Genomic DNA, 18,843 nt, shown 5'->3' with positions numbered 1-18,843 from the left:
GGCGGGGGGAGAGCGCCGGGCCGGTTGCGCGGCGGGTTCAGTGCGCGAAGGCGATGGCGGTGCCTGCGCTGATGACGACGGCGATGACGACCAGCACGAGCGAGGAGCGCAGCGGGTTGCGGCGCTGCGGCGGCGCCTTCTTCGGACGCGGCGCCGCGTGCGCGCGGACCGGTGCGGGCTGCTTGGGCTTCTTGGCCTTCTGGATCGGCGCGGGTGGCGCCGGTTCGGGCCGCGTCCGCGGGCCCGGCACGGGGGCCGCGGGCCTCGGCTTCGGTGCGGCGGCCGGCGGGGGCGGTGCCGGGGCGGGCGGTTCGGGCGCCGGGGGAGGGGGAGGCGGCGGCTCCGGCGGTGTCTCCGGAGGCGGCGGGGGCTCGGGGGGTTCAGGGGTTTCGGTGGGCGGCTCCTGCGAGGGCGGGGGAGGGGAGGTGGCCGGGGGCTCGCAGCCGTCGGCGGAGCCGATGTCGATGTCGATGTCGAGGTCGACGCCGACGTCGATGCACACGCTGATCCCTGGCGTCGGCGTCGGGTGGGCCTGCGCGGCGGCGGGGAACCCGAGCATGACGGCGGGCAGCGTCAGAGCCGGCAGCGTCAGGGCGGGCAGAGCGAGACCCGGCAGCGTCCGGCCCGGCGGCCTGCGGAGCGACCGTGCGCGCACCGGCAGCGCGCGGGTCGGCCGCGCCTCGGCCGGGACGGCGGCGGACGGGCCGGGGCGGGGGCGCATCAGCCGCCTCCCGCGATGCGCTGCAGGTCGTCGTGCAGCCCGGTGAACGCCTCGGGGCCGACGGCGAGGGCGCCGGCGAACACGTGGGAGATGTCGACGGTGAGGTAGGCCCCGGCGGCGAGCAGCGCCGCCATCAGCGAGAGCGGTACCAGTGCCATGCCGCGCGGGCGAGCGCCCGCGAGGAAGGGCAGCAGCAGGACCACGAGGCCGGTGACGAGGGTGACGCCGAGCAGGCCGGCGGGCGGCGTCGTGCGCGCGTCCATGGCGCGCTGCCGGCGCGCCGCGGAGACCTCGCCGAGGTGGTCCAGGACGGCGCTGCGGGCGTCCTTGGCCTCGTCGGTGCCGGCCTGGACGGCGATGACCTCGCGGCGCAGCCGGTCGAGGTCGGCCCAGCCGCGGGCGCTGAGCCGGCCGTTCCTCATCAGCCGCCACTCGGGGCCGCGCACGAGTTCGACGTAGGCGATGAGCTGGTCCTGGACGCGCCGGGAGTCGGCCGCGGGGAGGCGCTCGGCGGCCCAGTACGCCTCGGCGACCGCCTGGCTCTCGGTGTAGGTGTTGGAGCGGGCTGAGTCCGACGTCGTCCACGGCACGACGATGGCGATGGCGAACGCCAGCAGGAAGAGCGCGGAGAGCATCCCGCCGGTGTGCGAGGAGGTGGGGCCGTCCGGGCCCGCGTCGTCCACCGACCCGCGCGCTCGTCGTACCAGCCGGCTCGCCACGATGACCACGCCGACGGCGCAGGCCGCGGCCGCGAAATAGACGATCATGCCCCTCCCGGATTCGGTCCATATATGACCAGGGGTGAGCATAGCTTTACTCAGAGTCGTTACGGGATGGGTTGTCGTGGACCGTCACCTGGGGGTGAGATGACCGCTCGAAGAGGGAAGATGAGGCTTGCCGCCGACGGAAGGTGGCGGGAGATGTGCTGCTAGTTCTTGTGGAATACGGTGTCCATACCGGAAGATCTCCCGTAGTGAACTTGGTATGAAGGATGATTGTTCGGACCGGCCTGAGAGGGGCGGCTGCGTGAGGGGAGACGGCAATGGCGCCGCAGGGGAAGCTGGACCTCGATCCGGAGGCGGTGCGCACCGCCCGGCGCCTGGCCGCCCGGGCCGCCGAACCCATCATCGACATGGCCCGCTCCCACACCACCGTCTCGGTCGAGCGGGCGCTGCTGCGGCTGGCGGGCCTGACCGGCGCCGACGATGAGGGGCGCCCCTGGGCCAACCACCTCGCCGACGCCGTCCGCGACCAGGTCGGCCTGGAGCACGGGCTCGCCCTGCCGGTCTGGGACGCGCTGCTGGCCGGCTCGCACGGCTCCCTGGACGACCTGGCCCGGGCCGCCGCCCGGGGGCGGGTGTCGTTCCGGCTGCCGCCCGGCGCCGATGCCGAGCACGCCCGCAAGGCCGCGGGCGAGGCCGCCCGCGGCGGCATGGCGCGCATCGACCGGCGCCGCGCCGAGCGCGACCGGCTGCTGGCCGAGCTGCCCACCCCCGACCGGGCCGACCCGGCCAGGCCGCTGGTCTACCTGATCGTGGCGACCGGCGACATCTACGAGGACATCCCGCAGGCGCAGGCCGCCGCCCGCGAGGGCGCCGACGTCGTCGCGGTGATCCGCTCCACCGGGCAGTCGCTGCTGGACTTCGTGCCCGAGGGCGCCACCCGGGAGGGCTACGCCGGCACCTACGCCACCCGGGAGAACTTCCGGCTGATGCGCGCGGCCCTGGACGAGGTCTCCCGCGAGCTCGGCCGGTACGTGCGGCTGACGAACTACGCCTCCGGGCTGTGCATGCCGGAGATCGCGACGCTCGCCGGGCTGGAGCGCCTGGACATGATGCTGAACGACTGCATGTACGGCATCATCTTCCGCGACATCAACCCGCGCCGCACGTTCATCGACCAGCGGTTCTCCCGGCAGATCCACGCCCGCGCCGGCATCGTCATCAACACCGGCGAGGACAACTACCTCACCACCGCCGACGCCGTCGACGCCGCGCACACCGTGGTCGTCAGCCAGCTGCTGAACGAGCGGTTCGGACACGAGGCCGGCCTCACCGACGACCAGCTCGGCCTCGGCCACGCCTTCGAGATCAACCCGGCGATCCCCGAGTCGTTCCGGATGGAGCTGGCGCACGCCCAGCTCGTCCGGGAGCTGTTCCCCGGCGCGCCGCTGAAGTACATGCCGCCGACCAAGCACATGACCGGCAACATCTTCGCCGGCTACCTGCTGGACGCGTTCTTCAACCTCGCCGGCGTGATGACCGGGCAGTCGATCATCCTGATCGGGATGATGACCGAGGGCATCCACACCCCCTGGCTGTCGGACCGCGACCTGGCGCTGGAGAACGTCCGCTACGTCCGCGACGCCTGCGGGAACCTCGCCGAGGACTTCATGCCCCGCCCGGACGGGATGCTCGTCCAGCGCGCCAAGCAGGTGCTGTCGGAGTCGGTGGACCTGCTGGAGCGCATCGCCGACGACGGGCTGCTCGACGCCATCGCCGAGGGCACGTTCGGCGTCACCCGCCGCCCGGCCGACGGGGGCAAGGGCCTGGAGGGCGTCGTCCCGCGCGCCGACGGGTACTTCAACCCCGCCATCGAGATCCTCGACACCGAGGACCCCCACGCCGCCCGCTCCACCACCGCCGACCAGGAGGTGCCCGCATGACGGTCGAGAGCCCTGGAACCGGGACCCAGGCACCCGCCGAGCCCGCCGACACCCGGCAGGTGATCCGCCCCTACGGCGACACCACCGGCGACGGCATGGTCCAGATGTCGTTCACCCTTCCCGTCCCCGCCGGGAAGCGCGCCGAGGCGGCCGCGCTGCAGCTGGCCGGGAAGATGGGCCTGGACCCGGCCAGCGTCGTCCACGCCAAGCCGATGGGCCCCGACTTCACCTTCTTCATCGTGTACGGCAAGGTGCGGCACCTCATCGACTACGCCTCCATCCCCGTTCCGGAGGAGCGCGCCTACCCGCTGCTGTCCTCCCAGGAGGTGAACCTGGCGATCCGCGAGGCGCTGAACCGGCGGCTGGTGGTCGTCGGTGCCTGCATCGGAACCGACGCGCACACCGTCGGGATCGACGCGATCCTCAACGTCAAGGGGTTCGCGGGGGAGAAGGGCCTGGAGTACTACCGGGAGATCCAGGTCGTCAACATGGGCGCCCAGGTCACGGTCGAGGAGCTGGTGGAGCGCGCCAAGGCCGAGGACGCCGACGCGGTCCTGGTGTCGCAGGTCGTCACCCAGCGCAACGCCCACCTGCACAACACCAAGCAGATGGCCGCGGCGTTCCACGCCGAGTACCCGACCGCGGTGGCCGGGGGCATGGGGCGCCCCCTGCTGGTCGTCGGCGGCCCCCGCTTCGACACCGTCACCGAGGCCGACCTCGGCGTCGACCGCATCTTCGGCAAGGGCACCACGCCCGCCGAGGTCGCCAGCTACCTCGTGCACGCCCTGCTGCCCGGCGATCACCGGCCCGCGACGATGGAGGAAGAGTGAGCGACCCCCGCGAGGGACTGGCCGTCACCCACCGCCGCTACATCCCCTACTCGCACGCCCACTACGCCGGCGACCTGGTCGACGGCGCCTACGTGCTGGGCCTGTTCGGGGACGTGGCCACGGAGCTGTGCGTCCGCACCGACGGCGACGAGGGCCTGTTCGCCTCCTATTCCGACGTGCAGTTCCGCGCGCCCGTCCGGGCCGGGGACGTCGTGGAGACCACCGCCGTGCTGTCCCGCGCCGGTACCCGCAGCCGCGTGATGGACTTCGAGGCCCGCGTGGTGTGCCGGGGCCGTCCGGACAGGGGCGAGTCGGCTGCCGAGGCGCTGCCCGAGCCGATCGTCGCGGTCACCGCGACCGGCACCGTCGTGGTCTCGGCCCCGGGAGGCTGACCGGCGCCTCCGCGCCGGCGAAGCCGTGATCGACCAAGGCGTTCGGCGAAATCGCCGAACGCCCTGATCATGGTGTTGAGCTGGGATAACATGGAGTAGCCGCAGAACATGCGGCGGTTGACAAGGTGGCGGAAGCCGGTAGTTTTGCTGCAGTCCAGCACGGGACTCACCGATCGGCCGCCCGAGGGGCCGCAGGGCGCCGCGCCGCGACGGGGACGGGGGATCACGCGAGTGATCGGCATCGTGCCCGCCCGAGCCAGCGCGGTGATCCGGGCCGTGTCCGGGCGGAGCCGTCCGATCGCGCGGGGGGTTGGACCCGGGAAGGGCCCGGACATCCGGTAGAAAACGGAGCCTCGTTCTCACCGCCTGTGGGACGACTCCGGCCCGACGGATGTCGCGGGCCCTCCTCCGTGTCCGGCCTCCGTGCCCGGACACCGTCCCGCACCTGGTGGACCGTCCGCTTCACGCCACGACCTGGGCCCATGGTCGCCGCGGACGCCCGGGGCCGGTAGCGTTCCGGCAGAGACCCGAGTGAACGAGGTGGGACGTGGCCCAGGAGACCCTCCCGGACCGGTCGCCGGCGACGGGGCCGGGCGACGGCCCGGGCGGCGAGCCCGGCACCGGGGCACCGCGCGGGCGGCTGGGCCGCCTGCGACGGGGCCTGCGCTCCGGCGGCCGCGGGGGCTGGCCCCGCACGCTGCTGGCCGCGGCGGCCGGGCTGCTGATGTGGCAGGCCTTCCCCCCGTTCGACCTCACGCCCCTCGCGCCGGTGGGCGTCGCGCTGCTGACCCTCGCGCTGCTCGGCCTTTCCGCCCGTACCGGCGCCTGGCTCGCCTTCGTCGCCGGCGCCGCGTTCTTCGTTCCCGCCCTGGAGGGCATCTCCCGGATCGGCCCGGACGGCTGGATCATCCTCAGCCTCGTCCAGGCCGCCTACTTCCTGCCGCTCGGCGCCGGGATCGCGGTGGTCACCCGGCTGCCGGGCTGGCCGGTGTGGACGGCCGCGCTGTGGGTCGGCGAGGAACTGGTCCGCGGCCGCGTCCCCTTCGGCGGGTTCCCTTGGGCGCGGCTGGCGTTCAGCCAGACCGCCACACCCCTCACCCCGTACGCGTCCGTCGGCGGCGCGCCCCTGGTCACCTTCCTGACGGCCCTGATCGGCGGGCTCCTCGCCTGCGCCGCCGTGGCCGTCCACCGCGCCCGGTTGCGCGGTGCCCGGTCACCAGGCGCGGACGCCGAGGAGCAGCCCCGGACGCCCCGGGCGCTGCTCCCCGCCGCGGTCTGCCTGGCCGCGGTCGGCGCCGTCGTCGGCGGCGGGCTGCTGATCCCCACTCCCGCCGACGGGCGCCCGGTCACCGTCGCGGTCGTCCAGGGCAACGTGCCGCGCCTCGGGCTGGACTTCCTCGGCCAGCGCAAGGCCGTGCTGGACAACCACGTCAAGGCCACCCGCGAACTGGCCGCGCGGGTCCGCGCGGGGCGGCTCGCCAGGCCCCAGCTGGTGGTGTGGCCGGAGAACGCCAGCGACCTGGACCCCTACGCCGAGCCCGACGCCTACAACGCCATCGACGGCGCGGTGAAGGACATCGGCGTCCCCGTCCTCGTCGGCGCCCTCACCGACACCCCCGACGGGGAGAAGATCGAGAACCGCGGCATCGTCTGGGATCCCCGGACCGGCCCGGGCGACTACTACGTCAAGCGGCACCCCGTCCCGTTCGGGGAGTACCTGCCGTTCCGCGACGTCCTCACCAAGCTGATCACCCGGTTCGAGCGGATCCCCCGCGACTTCGCCAGGGGCGACCGCTCCGGCGTGATGAGGCTCGGCCCGGTGGACGTCGGCGACGTGATCTGCTTCGAGGTCGCCTACGACAAGGAGGTTCGCGACGTCGCGCGCGGGAACCTGCTGGTCGTGCAGACCAACAACGCCACCTACGGCAAGACCAGCCTGCCGCCCCAGCAGATCGCCATGTCGCGGCTGCGGGCGGTCGAACATGGCCGTACGATCTTGGTAGCCGCGACGAGCGGGATCAGCGCGATCGTCGCCCCCGACGGCCGGATGGTCGACCGGTCCCGGGAGTTCGTCCCCGCCGTCCAGGTCGCGGCCGTCCCGGCGCGCACGTCGCGGACGGCGTCGGACCGGCTGGGGGAGGCGCCGGAGTGGGCGCTGGCGCTGCTCGGGCTCGGCGCGGTCTGCGCGGCGGCATGGACAGCCAGGAAGAACGAGGGGAATTGACGCGGATGGAGATCCCAGCCGGCCTCGGTCGGGTGCTCGTGATCATCCCGACGTACAACGAGCGGGAGAACATCGAGCGCATCGCCGGGCGGGTGCGCGAGGCCGTCCCGTCGGTGGACGTCCTCGTCGTGGACGACGCGAGCCCCGACGGCACCGGCGAGGCCGCCGACGCGATGGCGGCCTCGGACGAGCAGATCAAGGTGCTGCACCGGCAGGGCAAGGAGGGCCTCGGCCCCGCCTACATCGCCGGGTTCCGGTGGGCCGCCGAGCACGGCTACGACGTCATGGTCGAGATGGACGCCGACGGCTCCCACCAGCCCGAGGAGCTTCCGCGGCTGCTGTCGGCGCTGGAGGACGCCGACCTGGTCATCGGCGCCCGCTGGGTGCCGGGCGGCCGGGTGCGCAACTGGCCGAAGCGGCGCGAGGCGCTGTCGCGCGGCGCCAACACCTACGCCCGGGTGATGCTCGGCATCCCGCTGCACGACGCCACCGGCGGCTACCGCGCCTTCCGCGCGGCGACCCTGGAGAAGATCGGGCTGGAGGGGGTCGACTCGCGCGGCTACTGCTTCCAGGTCGACCTGGCGCTGCGGGCCGTGCGGCAGGGGCTGCGCGTGGTCGAGGTGCCGATCACGTTCGTCGAGCGCGTCCACGGGACCAGCAAGATGAGCCGGGACGTGATGGCCGAGGCGGCGCTGCGCATCACCCAGTGGGGGATGAGCGACCGCATCGGCAAGCTCCGCGATCCGGGCTGAGGCGCGCCCGGGGCGCCCGGGGAAACGAACGGGGCCGTCCCGGCGTTGAACCAGGGGAAGAGGTTTTCGACGACCCCGAAGATGGAGACATGCTGCCGCTGCTGATCGTCCTGGCGTTCCTGCTGGTGCCGGTCCTGGAGATCTTCGTGCTGATCCAGGTCGGCGAGGTGATCGGCGCCTGGCCCACGGTCGGCCTGCTGATCGCCGAGACCGCCCTCGGCGCGTGGATCGTCCGCCGGGAGGGACGCCGCGCTTGGCGGGCCCTGCAGGAGACGGCGCGGCGCGGGGTGCTGCCGGACAGGGAGGTCGCGGACGCGGCGCTGGTCATGGCCGGCGGCGTGCTGCTGCTGGTCCCCGGCTTCGTCACCGACGTGGTCGGGCTCGTGTTCGTGCTGCCGTTCACCCGCCCGCTCGTCCGCCGCGCCCTGTCGGCGTTCGCGGCGCGCCGGATGCGGGCCGCCGAGGAACGCGCCGCCACCATGTTCCCTCCGGGCGCCGCAGGGTTCGACCCGTTCGCACGGGGTCCCGGACCCGACCGCGTCGAGACCCCGCCCGGACCGGTGGTCCGCGGCGAGGTCGTCCACGACGACAAGGCCGCCGACGAGAACGGCGACAGGACGTCGCGCGCCTGACCGTCAGGCGTCGCGGACGGTGAGCGCGGCACCGCCCGCCAGCAGCGCCGCGGCCGTGTAGGCGGCCAGCACGCCGAGGCCCTCCCACGGCCCGATCGGCAGCCGGTCCACCCCCCGCGTCGCCTGGACGGCCAGTCCCGCCGTCATCGGCGCCGCCTTCTCCAGCCGCTCGCGCCACGCCTCGTCCCCCACCAGCCGCGTGAGGACCGGCGCGATCCACAGCAGCGCCAGGACCACGCTGATCGCCGCCGCGGGCTCGCGCAGCACCGCCCCCGCACCCAGGGCCAGCAGCGCCACCAGCACCAGGTAGAGGACGGTCCCGGCGGCCGCGCGGGCGGTGGGGCCGTCGGCGAGGGACAGCGGCGGGTAGCCGTTCGCGGCCGTGAAGCCGTTGCCGGGCAGGACGCCCCGCGCCGCCGCCAGCGACGCCAGCACCCCGGCCGTCCCGCCCGCGGCGACGAGCCCCGCCACCACGGCGGCCTTGGCGGCCAGCACGGTGATCCGCCCCGGAACCGCCGCCAGGGTCGCGGCGATCGTGCCGGCGGCGTACTCGCCCCCGACCGCCAGCACGCCGAGGACCACCGCGGCGACCTGCCCCAGCCGCACGCCCGACAGCGCCAGCTTCGGCGTGTCCTCCACGCACCCGGCGGGGGTCGTGCAGTGCGAGGTGTCCACCGTCCCGGTCACCGCCGCGCCCACCGCGGCGACCAGCACCGCCAGCGCCGGCGCGAGCCACGCCGTGCTCGGCACCGTGCGCAGCTTCGTCCACTCGGCGTGCAGCGCGTGCAGGCCCGTCCCTGCCCGGCCGGTCATGCGTCGCGCCTCTGGACCAGCCACGCGGCGGCGGCGAGCGCGACCGCCGCGTACGCGCACAGCACCCAGAGCCCCGCCCATGGCCCGATCGACTGGTCGAACCGGTCGACGGTGTGCTGGATCGCGAACCCGGCCGCCGGGGTGCCGCGCTCCAGCCACCGCGCCGCCGACAGCGGCAGCCCGGTCGCCACGATCTGCGGGAGGAGCAGGAGCAGCAGCACGATCGTGATCGCGGGCGCGCCGCGCCGCACGATCACCGCGACCGCCAGCGAGAACACGGCGATCAGGGCGAACAGCGCCCCCGTGCCGGCGACCGCGCGCAGCACCGCGCCGTCGGCCAGGGACGGCGCCGCCAGCCCGTGGGAACGCTGCACCGGCCCGGCGAGCAGCATCGACCCGAACGCCGCCGCCAGCCCCGCCACCAGCGACGCCAGGCCCGCCACGACGGCCTTGGCCGCCAGGACCCGGCCGCGCCGGGGGGCGGCCGCGAACGTCGTGCGCAGCATCCCGCGCCGGTACTCGGCCGTCACGAACAGCACCGCCAGGACGACGATCGCCACCTGCCCGACCAGCGTCCCGGTGAGGGTGTTCCTGGTGACGTCGTCGGCGAACGCGTTGGGACCGACGTCCCCCACGCCCTTCAGCGTGATCGTCCCTTCGGCGCCGGTGCGGCCGTCCAGGGACGGGTCGGCCGCCGGCCCGCCGGCGGCGCCGCGGTCCCGCCACGCGGCGCCCGGCTGCGCCGGCGTCACGGCCACCTGGTCGAACGTCGCCCGGGTGGCGGAGGGCCGCCCTGAGACGCTCTCACCGCCGAACATGCGCCGTACCTCGACCTTGTCCGGGGCGGCCACGAGCACGCCCGCCAGGGCCGTCCGCGGCAGCCCCTCCAGCTGGACGGACCCGACGCGGCGCCAGTCGCGGCCGTCGGCCGAGGCATAGCCCGTGACACCCGTCCCCGCGCGGGTCAGCTTGAGCCAGCGCGGCACTGTGCCCGTCCCGCCGCCGGCGCCGCCGTCCTTGTAGGCGCTCTGGAGGCGGACGCCGTGTCCCGGCGTCACCACCAGCGCCGCGTACGGGGCGCCCCTCTGCGCGCTTCCCCTGACCATGAGGCCGGCCTTGGCCCACGCGCCGCCGCCCTCCTGGGAGGTGACGCGGGCGACGACCGAGCCGTCCCCCGCCAGCGGCCGGTAGGTGTAGTGGCCGAGGTCGGAGGCCTGCGGCCGCGCCGGTTCGGACGGCCCGTCCCCTTGGCGGGTGGACTGGCTGCCCGCCGCCGCCAGCAGCGCCACCAGCACGGTCAGCAGCACCGACGCCGGCAGGGCCAGCATCCAGCGGCGGACGGTGCGCAGCTTGGTCCACTCGGCGAACAGCAGCCGCCCGAAGCCGTCGCGGGCCTCGTCGCCGACCGCGCTGCGGTACGGCGCCGCCGACGCGGTGGGCCCCAGGGCGCTCACCGGGACTCCCGCCCCTGCGCGGCCTGGAACTCCACCGCGTCCCGGGTCAGCTCCATGTAGGCCTCCTCCAGGGACGCGCGGTGCTCGCCGATGCCGCTGAACCCCACCCCGGCCTCGGTGAGCACCGCGATGACCCGCTCGGCGGCCAGTCCCGTGACGGTGACGGCGTCCGGGCCGGACGCCGTCACCGTGGCGCTCGCACGCGCCAGCGCGGTCATGGCCTCCCGGCGCTCGGCGGTGCGCACCTCGACCCGGCCGCCGGACGCGGCCTCCAGCAGGTCCGCGACCCTGGTGTCGGCGATCATCCGGCCGCGCCCGATCACCAGCAGATGGTCGGCGCCGCCCTCCAGCTCGCCCATCAGGTGGCTGGAGACCAGCACGGCGCGTCCCTCGGCGGCCAGCGACCGCAGCAGCCCCCGGATCCAGGTGACGCCCTCGGGGTCCAGGCCGTTGACCGGCTCGTCGAACATCAGCACCGGCGGGTCCCCGAGCAGCGCCGCGGCGATCCCGAGCCGCTGCCGCATGCCGAGGGAGAACCCGCCCGCCCGGCGGCGGGCCGCGCTCGCCAGCCCGGTCAGCGCGATCACCTCGTCCACCCGCCGGGCCGGCAGCCCGTTGGCGTGCGCGAGCCACAGCAGATGGTCGCGGGCGCGGCGCGCCGGGTGGAGCGCGGACGCGTCCAGCATCGCCCCGAGCCGGCACAGCGGCGCCCGCAGCGACCGGTAGGGCCGGCCGCCGACCAGCGCCGTCCCGCCGTCGGGCCGGTCCAACCCCATGATCATCCGCATGGTGGTGGACTTGCCGGCGCCGTTCGGGCCGACGAACCCGGTGACCTGCCCTGGGCCGACGGTGAACGACAGGTCGTCCACGGCGAGGGTGGGCCCGTAGCGCTTGCGCAGGTCCCGCACTTCGATGGTTGCCTCCATGGAAGGGAGGCTACGGAGCGCCGCGGCCCCGGGGCGTCACGCCGGGGAGGAGTCTTGGCGGGCGCGGCCGGGGGACCGGGCGTCCCTCGCGGGAGGGACGCCGCCGCGGCGCCGGCCGCGCCACAATGGCGTCCGTGGACGACAGCGACGGGACCGCCGGGCGGGCGCGGTGGCCGGCGGCCGGCGGCGGCCTCGCCGTGGCCGCCGCCGCCGAGGCCGTCTACCGCACCCACGGATCGGGGGTGGTCCTGGCGCTGGCGCTGGTGGTGGACGTCTGCGCGACGCTCCCGCTGGCGGTGGTCCGCGACCGGGGTGCGGCGGCCGCCGCCATGATCACCGCGGCGGCCGCCGCGGCGTGCGTGCTGCACCGCGGCCCCGCCGTCGCCGCCCTCGCCGCCCTCGCCGCCGTCTGGACGGTCCTGGCGCGCCGCCGCGTCCTGCGGCGCCGCGCCGAGTCCGCCGCGCGCGACGCCTCCCGGCGGGCGTTCGAGACCACCCTGCTGGAGCACACCGCGCGCGGCGAGCGGGCCCGCATCGCCCGCGAGCTGCACGACGTCGTCGCCCACCACATCTCGATGATCTCCGTGCAGGCCGAGACGGCCCGGCTGGCGGTCCCCGGCATGCCGGAGGAGGGGGCCAGGCGGCTGCTGGGCATCGGCGACACCGCCCGCACGGCGCTCACCGAGATGCGGCGGCTGCTCGGCGTGCTGCGCGAGGACGCCGGCGCCGAGCCCGCCCGCCGCCCCCAGCCGGGCCTGCAGCAGCTCCTCGAGCTGATCGACGAGACCCGCGAGTCGGGCGCCGCGGGCGTCCGACTGATCGTCGGCGGGCACGTCGCGGCCCTGGACCCCGGGCTGGAGCTGGCCGCCTACCGGATCGTCCAGGAGGCCCTGACCAACGCCCGCAGGCACGCGCCCGGCGCCGCGGTCGACGTGGAGCTCGACTACGCCCCGGACGCGCTGCGCGTCAGCGTCCGCGACAACGGCCCCGGCCTCGACGGGAGTCCGGCCGGGCTCGGGCTGCTCGGCATGCGCGAGCGCGCCGCCGCGGTCGGCGGCGGCCTGCGCACCGGCCCGGGGCCCGCCGGCGGGTTCCTGGTGGAGGCCGTGCTGCCACTGGGGGAGGAGGCGCCGTGAAGATCCGCGTCACGGTGGCCGACGACCAGGAGGTCGTCCGCGCCGGATTCGGGGCCCTGCTGGGCACCCAGCCGGACCTGGAGGTGGTGGCGACGGCGGCCGACGGCGCCGCCGCGGTCCGGGTCTGCCGCGACCACCGTCCCGACGTCGTGCTCATGGACGTGAGGATGCCGGTCATGGACGGCATCGAGGCCACGCGACGCGTCACCGCCGAGCCCGACCCGCCGCGGGTCCTGATGCTGACCACGTTCGACCTGGACGAGCACGTCTACGACGCCCTGGTCGCGGGCGCCAGCGGGTTCCTGCTCAAGGACGTCACGGCCGAGCGGCTGTTCGACGCCGTCCGGGTCGTCGCCGCGGGGGAGGCGCTGCTGGCCCCGGCCGTCACCCGCCGCCTCATCGGGGAGTTCGCGCGGCTGCGGCCGCGCCCGCCGTCGGCGGGAACGGCCCTGGACGCGCTGACGCCGCGCGAGACCGACGTGCTGCGCCTGGTCGCCGCGGGCCTGTCCAACACCGAGATCGCCGGCCGGCTGGTCGTCGGGGACGAGACGGTCAAGACCCACGTCAGCCGGATCCTGCGCAAGCTGGGGCTGCGCGACCGCGTCCAGGCGGTCGTCGCCGCCTACGAGAGCGGCCTGGTGCTGCCCCGCTCGGGCCGGTGACGGGCGGGGCGGGCCCCGGGCGGGGCGAAGGCCCGCGGGCATGGCGAAGGCCCGCACCCTCGCCGGTGCGGGCCTTCGCGTCGAGAACTGTCAGCCGCTCACGCGGACTTCTTGCGCCCCGCTCGCAAGATCTCCAGGCGTTCGGCCAGGACCTCCTCCAGGTCCTCCAGGGTCCTGCGCTCCATGAGCATGTCCCAGTGGGTCCGCGGCGCCTTTCCCTTCTTGGTTTGGGGCAGCTCGCCGTCGACCCGCAGCGCCGTGGCGCCGCAGTTGCGGCATTCCCAGGTGATCGGCACCTCGGCCTCGGCTGCGAGCGTCACGGTGAACCGGTGGCCCTTGGTGCAGGTGTAGTCCACCTCTTGGCGAGGGGCCAGATCGGTGTTGCGATCGTTCTCGTAGCTCGTAGCTCCGAGTCGGGTGCCGCGAAGTGCGCGCTCGGCCATCGTCACGTGCCTCCCAGACGGCTTGCGGTCTTGCCCTGACCAACGCTGAACACCGTGACAAGATTCCCCCGCCCGGGGTGATCCAACCCTGCTGTTTGCGGCCGTCCCCAGCCGCCGGCGGGGAACACGCGGCTGGCGCGCTAGTGACGGGACGTGAGCACCTCGTCGATCAGCCCGTACTCCTTGGCCTCGGCGGCGGTGAAGTAGCGGTCGCGGTCCAGGTCGCGGCGGACGGTCGCTGGGTCGCGCCCGGTGGCCTCGGCCAGGATCGCCTCGGTCTGCTCGCGCAGCCGCAGGACCTCCCGCGCCTGGATCGCCAGGTCGGTGGCGTGGCCGCTGGCCACCTCGATCGCCGGCTCGTGCAGCAGGATCCGGGCGCGCGGCAGCGCCTGCCTGCGCCCGGGCGAGCCCGCCGCCAGCAGGATCGCCGCGGCCGACCCGGCCTGCCCGACGCAGGTGGTCTCGATCTCGGGCCGGACGTAGCGCATCGTGTCGCAGATCGCCAGCATCGCGGTGATCGACCCGCCCGGCGAGTTGATGTAGAGGGCGATCGGCCGGTCGGCGTCCATGCCCTCCAGGGCCAGCATCTGCGCCGTGACGTCGCCCGCGCTGATGTCGTCCACCGGTGCGCCGAGGAACACGATGCGCTCCTCGAACAGCTTGCTGTAGGGGTCGGTCTCCTTGCGGCCCTGGCCGGTGTGCTCCTCGAACTGGGGGACGAGGGAGCGCCGTTCCGCACGTGTCATGTGCCCACCCGGTCGGTGCTGTGGATGACGTGGTCGACGAAACCGTAGTCGCGGGCCTGCTCCGCCGTGAACCACGCGTCGCGGTCCCCGTCGGCCTCGATCCGCTCCAGCGGCTGCCCGGTGTGGAACGCCGTGCGCTCCGCCAGGGTCCGCTTGAGGTACAGCGACTGCTCCGCCTGGATCTTGATGTCGGACGCGGTGCCGCCGATGCCGCCGTGCGGCTGGTGCATCATCACGCGCGCGTGCCGCAGGGCGTACCGCTTGCCCCGGGTCCCCGCGCACAGCAGCGTCTGTCCCATGGAGGCGGCCATGCCCATCACGACCGTGGATATGTCGTTCGGGACGAACTGCATCATGTCGTAGATCGCCATCCCGGCGTCCACGACGCCGCCGGGGGAGTTGATGTAGATCGTGATGTCGCGCCGGGCGTCCTGCGCCGCGAGCAGCAGCAACTGCGCGTTGGTCCGGTTGGCGACCCCGTCGTCGATCTCGCTGCCGAGGAACACGATCCGCTGCGCCAGCAGCCGCTCGAACAGCTGCGCGTCCGCCAGTTGCGGCATCTCGGCCGCGCGGGCCCGCGACCTCCCGGTGAAGGTCTCCGCCCGCCGCCCGTCCTGTCGCCACGGTTCGCCGTTCACATGGCCTCCTTGATCATCTGTACAGTTTGTACACTACGTACGGACTCTATTCCACTGCCCGCGGGAGGGCCAGAAGGGGGCGGGGTGTTTCGCTATACGATGAATCACGTGGATGTTCCGGTAACCGAAGCACGCGCCCAGTTCGCGGATCTGGTGAACCGGGTCGCCTACACCGGCGAGCCCGTCAAGCTGACGCGGCGGGGCAGGGTGATGGCCGCCCTGGTCTCCCCGGAGGACCTGGAGCTCCTGGAGACGGTCCGCTCCCAGCGCGCCGACCTGCAGGTCGGCGGGACCGTCCCGCCCGGGCAGCCGTCCCGTCCCGCGGAACGGCCCCAGCAGCAGCCGCAGCCCCCCATGCGCATCGCGGCCGAGTACCGCCCGCCCGGATTCAGGCCCTGACCTCGGTCTCGCGACCGGTGCGGCGCAGACCGGCGCCGGGCCGGGGGCGCACGAGCCCCGCCGCCGCGGCCGCGACGACGCACAGCGCCACCGGCAGGAGCAGCGTGAGGCCGAGCGGCACGGCGCGGGTGAGCGGGCCGATCACGGCGGGCCCCGCGAGCATCCCGAGGTAGCCGAGCCCGGCCACGCGGGAGACGTTGGCGCCCGAGGACCCCCGGTCATGGTGGCCCGCCGCGCTGAACAACTGGGGGACCGCTCCCGACAGCCCCGCCCCGAGCACGGCCCAGCCGATCAGGGCCGGCGCGGCCCAGGGCGACAGCGCCGCCACCGTCAGGCCGGACGCGGCCAGGACGGTGCCGTTGCGGAGGACGGCCACCGGCCCGTAGCGCGCGGCGACCCGGTCGGCCAGCAGGCGCCCGCCGGTCATGGCGGCGGAGAAGGCCCCGAACGCGAGCGCCGCGGTGCCGGGGGACGCGCCCAGATCGCGCAGGTGGAGCACGCTCCAGTCGTTGGCCACCCCCTCGCACAGCATGATCATGAAGGCGAGGGCGGCCAGCCCCCGGATCCGCCGGGGCGTCCGCCGGCGGGCCGGCGGGGCGGCGGTGTCCGGCGTTCCACCGGACCGCAGCAGCGCCGGAGCCGCCGCCGCGCCCACGGCCGTGCTCAGGATCGCGACCATGCCGAAGGTCGCCGCCGGGCTCCACCCCCAGGTGAGCGTCCGGGCGCCGGCCAGGGCGGCAAGCACTCCCCCGAGGGAGAAGGCCGCGTGGAAGGCGGCCATGACGGGCCTTCCGTAATCACGCTCGACCTGGACGGCGTGGGCGTTCATGGCGACGTCCAGCGCTCCGTGGGCGGCGCCGAGGACCAGCAGTGCCGCGCCGAGGGTCCAGGCGCCGCCCGCCAGGCCCGGCAGGACCAGCGCGGCACCGGCCGCCGCGGCGCTGAGCGGCGCCACCCCGCGGGCGCCGGCGCGGTCGGTGAGGGGGCCCGCGACCCGCATCCCGACGACCGCGCCGGCGCCGAGCAGCAGCAGGACCCGTCCGAGCACCGCGTGGTCGATCCCGGTCCGGTGCTCGATGGGCGGAATATGGACGATCCACATCCCCAGCAGGAATCCGGCCAGGGTGAAGTAGGCGAAGGTGGCCAGCCGGGCCGCCCGCAGTGATCCGCCCGTTCCGGCGGCGGCGCCGGTCATACGAGCCTGACGTCCACGCCGGCGTCCCGCAGCCGTGCGACGGCGGGGCCGGGGGCGGACCGGTCGGTGATCACCATGTCGAGGGCGGTGGCCGGGCAGACGAGGCCGAGGCCGCTGCGGCCGAACTTGGCCCCGTCGCATACCGCGACCGTGCGGCGGGCCGCCGCGATCGCCGCGCGCTTGACCGGGACCTCGTCCAGGTCGTGCGCCGTCAGCCCGTGCTCGGCCGACAGCCCGCACACGCCGAGGACGGTGGTGTCCACGCGCAGCGCGGCGAGCGAGGCCTCGGTGAGCGGCCCGGTGAAGGCCAGCGCCCCGGGCGTGGTCCGCCCGCCCGGGACCAGCAGCCGGATCTGGGCGGCCCCGCTGAGGGCGTTGGCGGCGTGCAGGTCCAGGGGGACGACGGTGAGCCGCCGCCCGGCGATCGTGCGGGCGACGGTCAGGGCGGTGGTCCCGGCGTCCAGGACGACGGCCTCGCCGTCGGCGAGGATCTCGTCGACCTCGGCGGCGATGCGCCGCTTGGTCTCCGCGGCCTCGTGCTCGCGCACGGCGAAGGGCATCGCCTCGCCGCGCAGCAGCAGGCTCACCGCGCCGCCCCGCACCCGGCGCAGTACGCCCCGCCCGGCGAGCACGTCGAGGTCGCGCCGGATGGTCATCTCCGATGCACCGGTCTCGTCGGCCAGGTCCGTGACGCTCACGCGCTCGGTGGTTCGCAACCGCTCGATGAGCATGTCCACCCGTTTCGAACTTTCCATGTGTTCAATCAACCAGGTTCAATGTTCGAAAGTCAATCGAAACCCGAGGAGTCGCCATGCCGTGCACCGTCTTCGACTACGCCGGCGTGATCAGCGCGTCCCCGCCCGTGGGCGCCGACTGCTGCCCGAGCCGGTGGAGGCGCCGCCCGGCCGGCTCGGGGCGGCCCGGGGCGAGGTGGTGTTCGTGGACGACCGCGAGGAGAACGTGCGGGCCGCCAGGATGCTCGGGATCCGCGCCGTGCACTTCACGGGCGTTCCGAGGCTGCGCCCCGACCTGGCCCGCGTCGCCGGGCAGCCGCGGGTCAGGACGGGGCGGGCGGCGGGTCCTGCTGGGACCACAGGCCGCGCGAGGCCATCACGTCGCGGAGGGTGACCAGCTCGTCGGTCATGATGCCGTCGATGCCGAGGTCCAGGAGGCGCTTCATGGTGGCGGCGTCGTTGACCGTCCAGGCGTGGACCTGCAGCCCGAGCCGGTGGGCGTGGTCGATGAACGCCTCGGTGACGAAGGGGACGGGGCCGAGGCCGTAGGGCACCTGGGCGCAGGCGACGCCGGTGGCGGCGAGGCGGACGAGCTTGGCGGTGGGGCCCCCGATGCTCTTGGCGCGCAGCGCCATGAGGCCGCGCGGGCCGAGCGCCATGCACACCTCGCGGTCGGTGAACTCGGGGAGCCGGGCGCGCATCTGCGCCAGCCGGCGGGTGGAGAACGACGTGATGCACACCCGGTCCCAGGCGCCGGTGCGGCGCAGCGTCTCGGCGAGCGGGCCGATGACGGGGGCGTCCTTCAGGTCGATGTTGACGCGCGCCCCGGGGAAGGAGCCGAGGACGTCCTCCAGGCGGGGGATGGGCTCGGTGCCGCCGATGCGGGCCCTGGCGACCTCGGCGTAGGGGAGCCGGGCGATGGCGCCGGTGCGGTCGGTGACCCGGTCGAGGGTGCGGTCGTGGAAGGCGACCACGACGCCGTCGGCGGTGGCGTGGGCGTCGGTCTCCAGGTAGCGGTAGCCGAGGTCGGTGGCGCGCTGGAACGCGGCCATCGAGTTCTCGGGGCGTCCGGCCGCGCCGCCGCGGTGGGCGAAGGGGATCGGGCCGGGATGGTCGAGGAATTCGTACGAGCGCCGCACCCGTCCGATTATGGCCGACCTCGCCGCCCGTTTTGACCTTACTGCGTAAAGGGCGGGGGCGGGGGCACCGCTGCTAGCGTCGGCGCCTCAATCGATCGGCGAGGGAGCACGAGCATGGCGGACGTGAACGACTACAGGGCGACCTTCGAGCTGGTGGACGTGGACGGCGACGGCTACATCTCGACGGCGGAGCTGAGGAACCTGATGACCCGGCTCGGGCAGGACGTCACCGAGACCCGCGCCGTGGAGGTGGTGGTGGCCGCCGACGCCAACCGGGACGGCAAGATCTCCCTGGAGGAGTTCGCCGCGCTGATGGAGCAGACCTCCCGGTGACGGCGGCGG

Annotated in this window: 22 protein-coding genes; 10 read left to right on the top strand and 12 right to left on the bottom strand. The window is 74.8% G+C overall.

Translation table 11 applies throughout. The features are described 5' to 3' along the window. Positions 1 to 37 precede the first annotated feature (37 nt). Together CHC11_RS19630 and CHC11_RS19625 are read right to left on the bottom strand one after the other, a co-directional pair. Positions 38 to 721 carry a hypothetical protein gene (locus CHC11_RS19630; protein ID WP_089313210.1) on the bottom strand — a complete coding sequence of 228 codons (684 nt, stop codon included), beginning with the start codon at positions 719 to 721 and terminating at the stop codon, positions 38 to 40. Then, on the bottom strand, positions 721 to 1,488 hold the full coding sequence (locus CHC11_RS19625) for a bestrophin-like domain (protein ID WP_089313209.1): 768 nt from the start codon (positions 1,486 to 1,488) through the stop codon (positions 721 to 723). Before CHC11_RS19625 ends, CHC11_RS19630 begins: the two co-directional genes overlap by 1 nt. 275 nt (positions 1,489 to 1,763) lie before the next feature. On the opposite strand from CHC11_RS19625, the gene kamD reads away from it, so the two are divergent. From kamD to CHC11_RS19595, 6 genes are all read left to right on the top strand, one after another. Next, positions 1,764 to 3,386 (top strand): lysine 5,6-aminomutase subunit alpha, encoded by a 1,623-nt coding sequence (gene kamD, locus CHC11_RS19620; RefSeq protein WP_089313208.1) that lies wholly within the window; start codon positions 1,764 to 1,766, stop codon positions 3,384 to 3,386. Further along, positions 3,383 to 4,216, top strand: a complete 834-nt coding sequence (gene kamE / locus CHC11_RS19615) for a lysine 5,6-aminomutase subunit beta (protein WP_089313207.1) — start codon at positions 3,383 to 3,385, stop codon at positions 4,214 to 4,216. Before kamD ends, kamE begins: the two co-directional genes overlap by 4 nt. After that, complete coding sequence (gene kal, locus CHC11_RS19610; protein ID WP_089313206.1) at positions 4,213 to 4,608, top strand: 3-aminobutyryl-CoA ammonia lyase; 396 nt, start codon at positions 4,213 to 4,215, stop codon at positions 4,606 to 4,608. The genes kamE and kal overlap by 4 nt, the downstream gene beginning before the upstream one ends. A gap of 547 nt (positions 4,609 to 5,155) precedes the next feature. Continuing rightward, on the top strand, positions 5,156 to 6,832 hold the full coding sequence (gene lnt, locus CHC11_RS19605; protein ID WP_245919457.1) for an apolipoprotein N-acyltransferase: 1,677 nt from the start codon (positions 5,156 to 5,158) through the stop codon (positions 6,830 to 6,832). Positions 6,833 to 6,837: 5 nt separating this feature from the next. Then, positions 6,838 to 7,584 (top strand): polyprenol monophosphomannose synthase, encoded by a 747-nt coding sequence (locus CHC11_RS19600; RefSeq protein ID WP_089313205.1) that lies wholly within the window; start codon positions 6,838 to 6,840, stop codon positions 7,582 to 7,584. An 89-nt stretch (positions 7,585 to 7,673) separates the two neighbouring features. After that, a complete protein-coding gene (locus CHC11_RS19595) occupies positions 7,674 to 8,216 on the top strand; it encodes an FxsA family protein (RefSeq protein WP_245919455.1) in 543 nt (180 codons plus the stop codon). Positions 8,217 to 8,219: 3 nt separating this feature from the next. Here the strand turns inward: CHC11_RS19595 and CHC11_RS19590 are convergent, their stop codons facing one another. From CHC11_RS19590 to CHC11_RS19580, 3 genes are read right to left on the bottom strand one after another with little or no spacing between them, the layout of a single operon-like run. Further along, positions 8,220 to 9,029: an ABC transporter permease subunit gene (locus CHC11_RS19590; RefSeq protein WP_089313204.1), complete on the bottom strand. Its 810-nt coding sequence runs from the start codon at positions 9,027 to 9,029 to the stop codon at positions 8,220 to 8,222. Beyond that, entirely contained in the window at positions 9,026 to 10,483 is a 1,458-nt protein-coding gene (locus tag CHC11_RS43480; protein WP_218826163.1) for a DUF1349 domain-containing protein, read from the bottom strand. The genes CHC11_RS19590 and CHC11_RS43480 overlap by 4 nt, the downstream gene beginning before the upstream one ends. Beyond that, the gene (locus tag CHC11_RS19580) at positions 10,480 to 11,409 is read right to left on the bottom strand and encodes an ABC transporter ATP-binding protein (protein ID WP_089313203.1); all 930 of its coding nucleotides are present in this window, start codon (positions 11,407 to 11,409) and stop codon (positions 10,480 to 10,482) included. Before CHC11_RS19580 ends, CHC11_RS43480 begins: the two co-directional genes overlap by 4 nt. Positions 11,410 to 11,543: 134 nt before the next feature. On the opposite strand from CHC11_RS19580, the gene CHC11_RS19575 reads away from it, so the two are divergent. Beyond that, a complete protein-coding gene (locus CHC11_RS19575; RefSeq protein ID WP_218826162.1) occupies positions 11,544 to 12,545 on the top strand; it encodes a sensor histidine kinase in 1,002 nt (333 codons plus the stop codon). Continuing rightward, positions 12,542 to 13,207 (top strand): response regulator, encoded by a 666-nt coding sequence (locus CHC11_RS19570; protein ID WP_089313201.1) that lies wholly within the window; start codon positions 12,542 to 12,544, stop codon positions 13,205 to 13,207. The genes CHC11_RS19575 and CHC11_RS19570 overlap by 4 nt, the downstream gene beginning before the upstream one ends. A gap of 98 nt (positions 13,208 to 13,305) precedes the next feature. Here the strand turns inward: CHC11_RS19570 and CHC11_RS19565 are convergent, their stop codons facing one another. The 3 genes from CHC11_RS19565 to CHC11_RS19555 all read right to left on the bottom strand — a co-directional run bounded on the left by CHC11_RS19565 (position 13,306) and on the right by CHC11_RS19555 (position 14,956). Next, positions 13,306 to 13,650, bottom strand: coding sequence for an RNA polymerase-binding protein RbpA (locus tag CHC11_RS19565; RefSeq protein WP_089313444.1), 345 nt, complete (start codon positions 13,648 to 13,650; stop codon positions 13,306 to 13,308). Between the two features lie 140 nt (positions 13,651 to 13,790). After that, positions 13,791 to 14,396, bottom strand: a complete 606-nt coding sequence (locus CHC11_RS19560) for an ATP-dependent Clp protease proteolytic subunit (RefSeq protein ID WP_089313200.1) — start codon at positions 14,394 to 14,396, stop codon at positions 13,791 to 13,793. Next, positions 14,393 to 14,956, bottom strand: a complete 564-nt coding sequence (locus CHC11_RS19555) for a ClpP family protease (RefSeq protein WP_089313443.1) — start codon at positions 14,954 to 14,956, stop codon at positions 14,393 to 14,395. Before CHC11_RS19555 ends, CHC11_RS19560 begins: the two co-directional genes overlap by 4 nt. Positions 14,957 to 15,142: 186 nt before the next feature. On the opposite strand from CHC11_RS19555, the gene CHC11_RS19550 reads away from it, so the two are divergent. Beyond that, on the top strand, positions 15,143 to 15,433 hold the full coding sequence (locus CHC11_RS19550) for a type II toxin-antitoxin system Phd/YefM family antitoxin (protein ID WP_179278907.1): 291 nt from the start codon (positions 15,143 to 15,145) through the stop codon (positions 15,431 to 15,433). Here CHC11_RS19550 and CHC11_RS19545 read toward each other — a convergent pair. The 4 genes from CHC11_RS19545 to CHC11_RS19535 all read right to left on the bottom strand — a co-directional run bounded on the left by CHC11_RS19545 (position 15,423) and on the right by CHC11_RS19535 (position 18,501). Then, positions 15,423 to 16,628: an MFS transporter gene (locus CHC11_RS19545; RefSeq protein WP_089313198.1), complete on the bottom strand. Its 1,206-nt coding sequence runs from the start codon at positions 16,626 to 16,628 to the stop codon at positions 15,423 to 15,425. The genes CHC11_RS19550 and CHC11_RS19545 overlap by 11 nt on opposite strands. Continuing rightward, positions 16,625 to 17,383: a DeoR/GlpR family DNA-binding transcription regulator gene (locus CHC11_RS19540; protein WP_089313197.1), complete on the bottom strand. Its 759-nt coding sequence runs from the start codon at positions 17,381 to 17,383 to the stop codon at positions 16,625 to 16,627. The genes CHC11_RS19545 and CHC11_RS19540 overlap by 4 nt, the downstream gene beginning before the upstream one ends. Before the next feature lie 76 nt (positions 17,384 to 17,459). Then, positions 17,460 to 17,627, bottom strand: a complete 168-nt coding sequence (locus CHC11_RS41410) for a hypothetical protein (RefSeq protein ID WP_179278906.1) — start codon at positions 17,625 to 17,627, stop codon at positions 17,460 to 17,462. 58 nt (positions 17,628 to 17,685) lie between these two features. Next, positions 17,686 to 18,501: a glycerophosphodiester phosphodiesterase family protein gene (locus tag CHC11_RS19535; protein WP_089313196.1), complete on the bottom strand. Its 816-nt coding sequence runs from the start codon at positions 18,499 to 18,501 to the stop codon at positions 17,686 to 17,688. 114 nt (positions 18,502 to 18,615) lie between these two features. Between CHC11_RS19535 and CHC11_RS19530 the strand changes: the two genes are divergently transcribed. Beyond that, the gene (locus tag CHC11_RS19530) at positions 18,616 to 18,834 is read left to right on the top strand and encodes an EF-hand domain-containing protein (RefSeq protein WP_089313195.1); all 219 of its coding nucleotides are present in this window, start codon (positions 18,616 to 18,618) and stop codon (positions 18,832 to 18,834) included. Positions 18,835 to 18,843 lie beyond the last annotated feature (9 nt).

The organism is Actinomadura mexicana (assembly GCF_900188105.1).
Taxonomy (GTDB): domain Bacteria; phylum Actinomycetota; class Actinomycetes; order Streptosporangiales; family Streptosporangiaceae; genus Spirillospora; species Spirillospora mexicana.
This window is presented reverse-complemented; position numbering and strand designations above follow the sequence as displayed.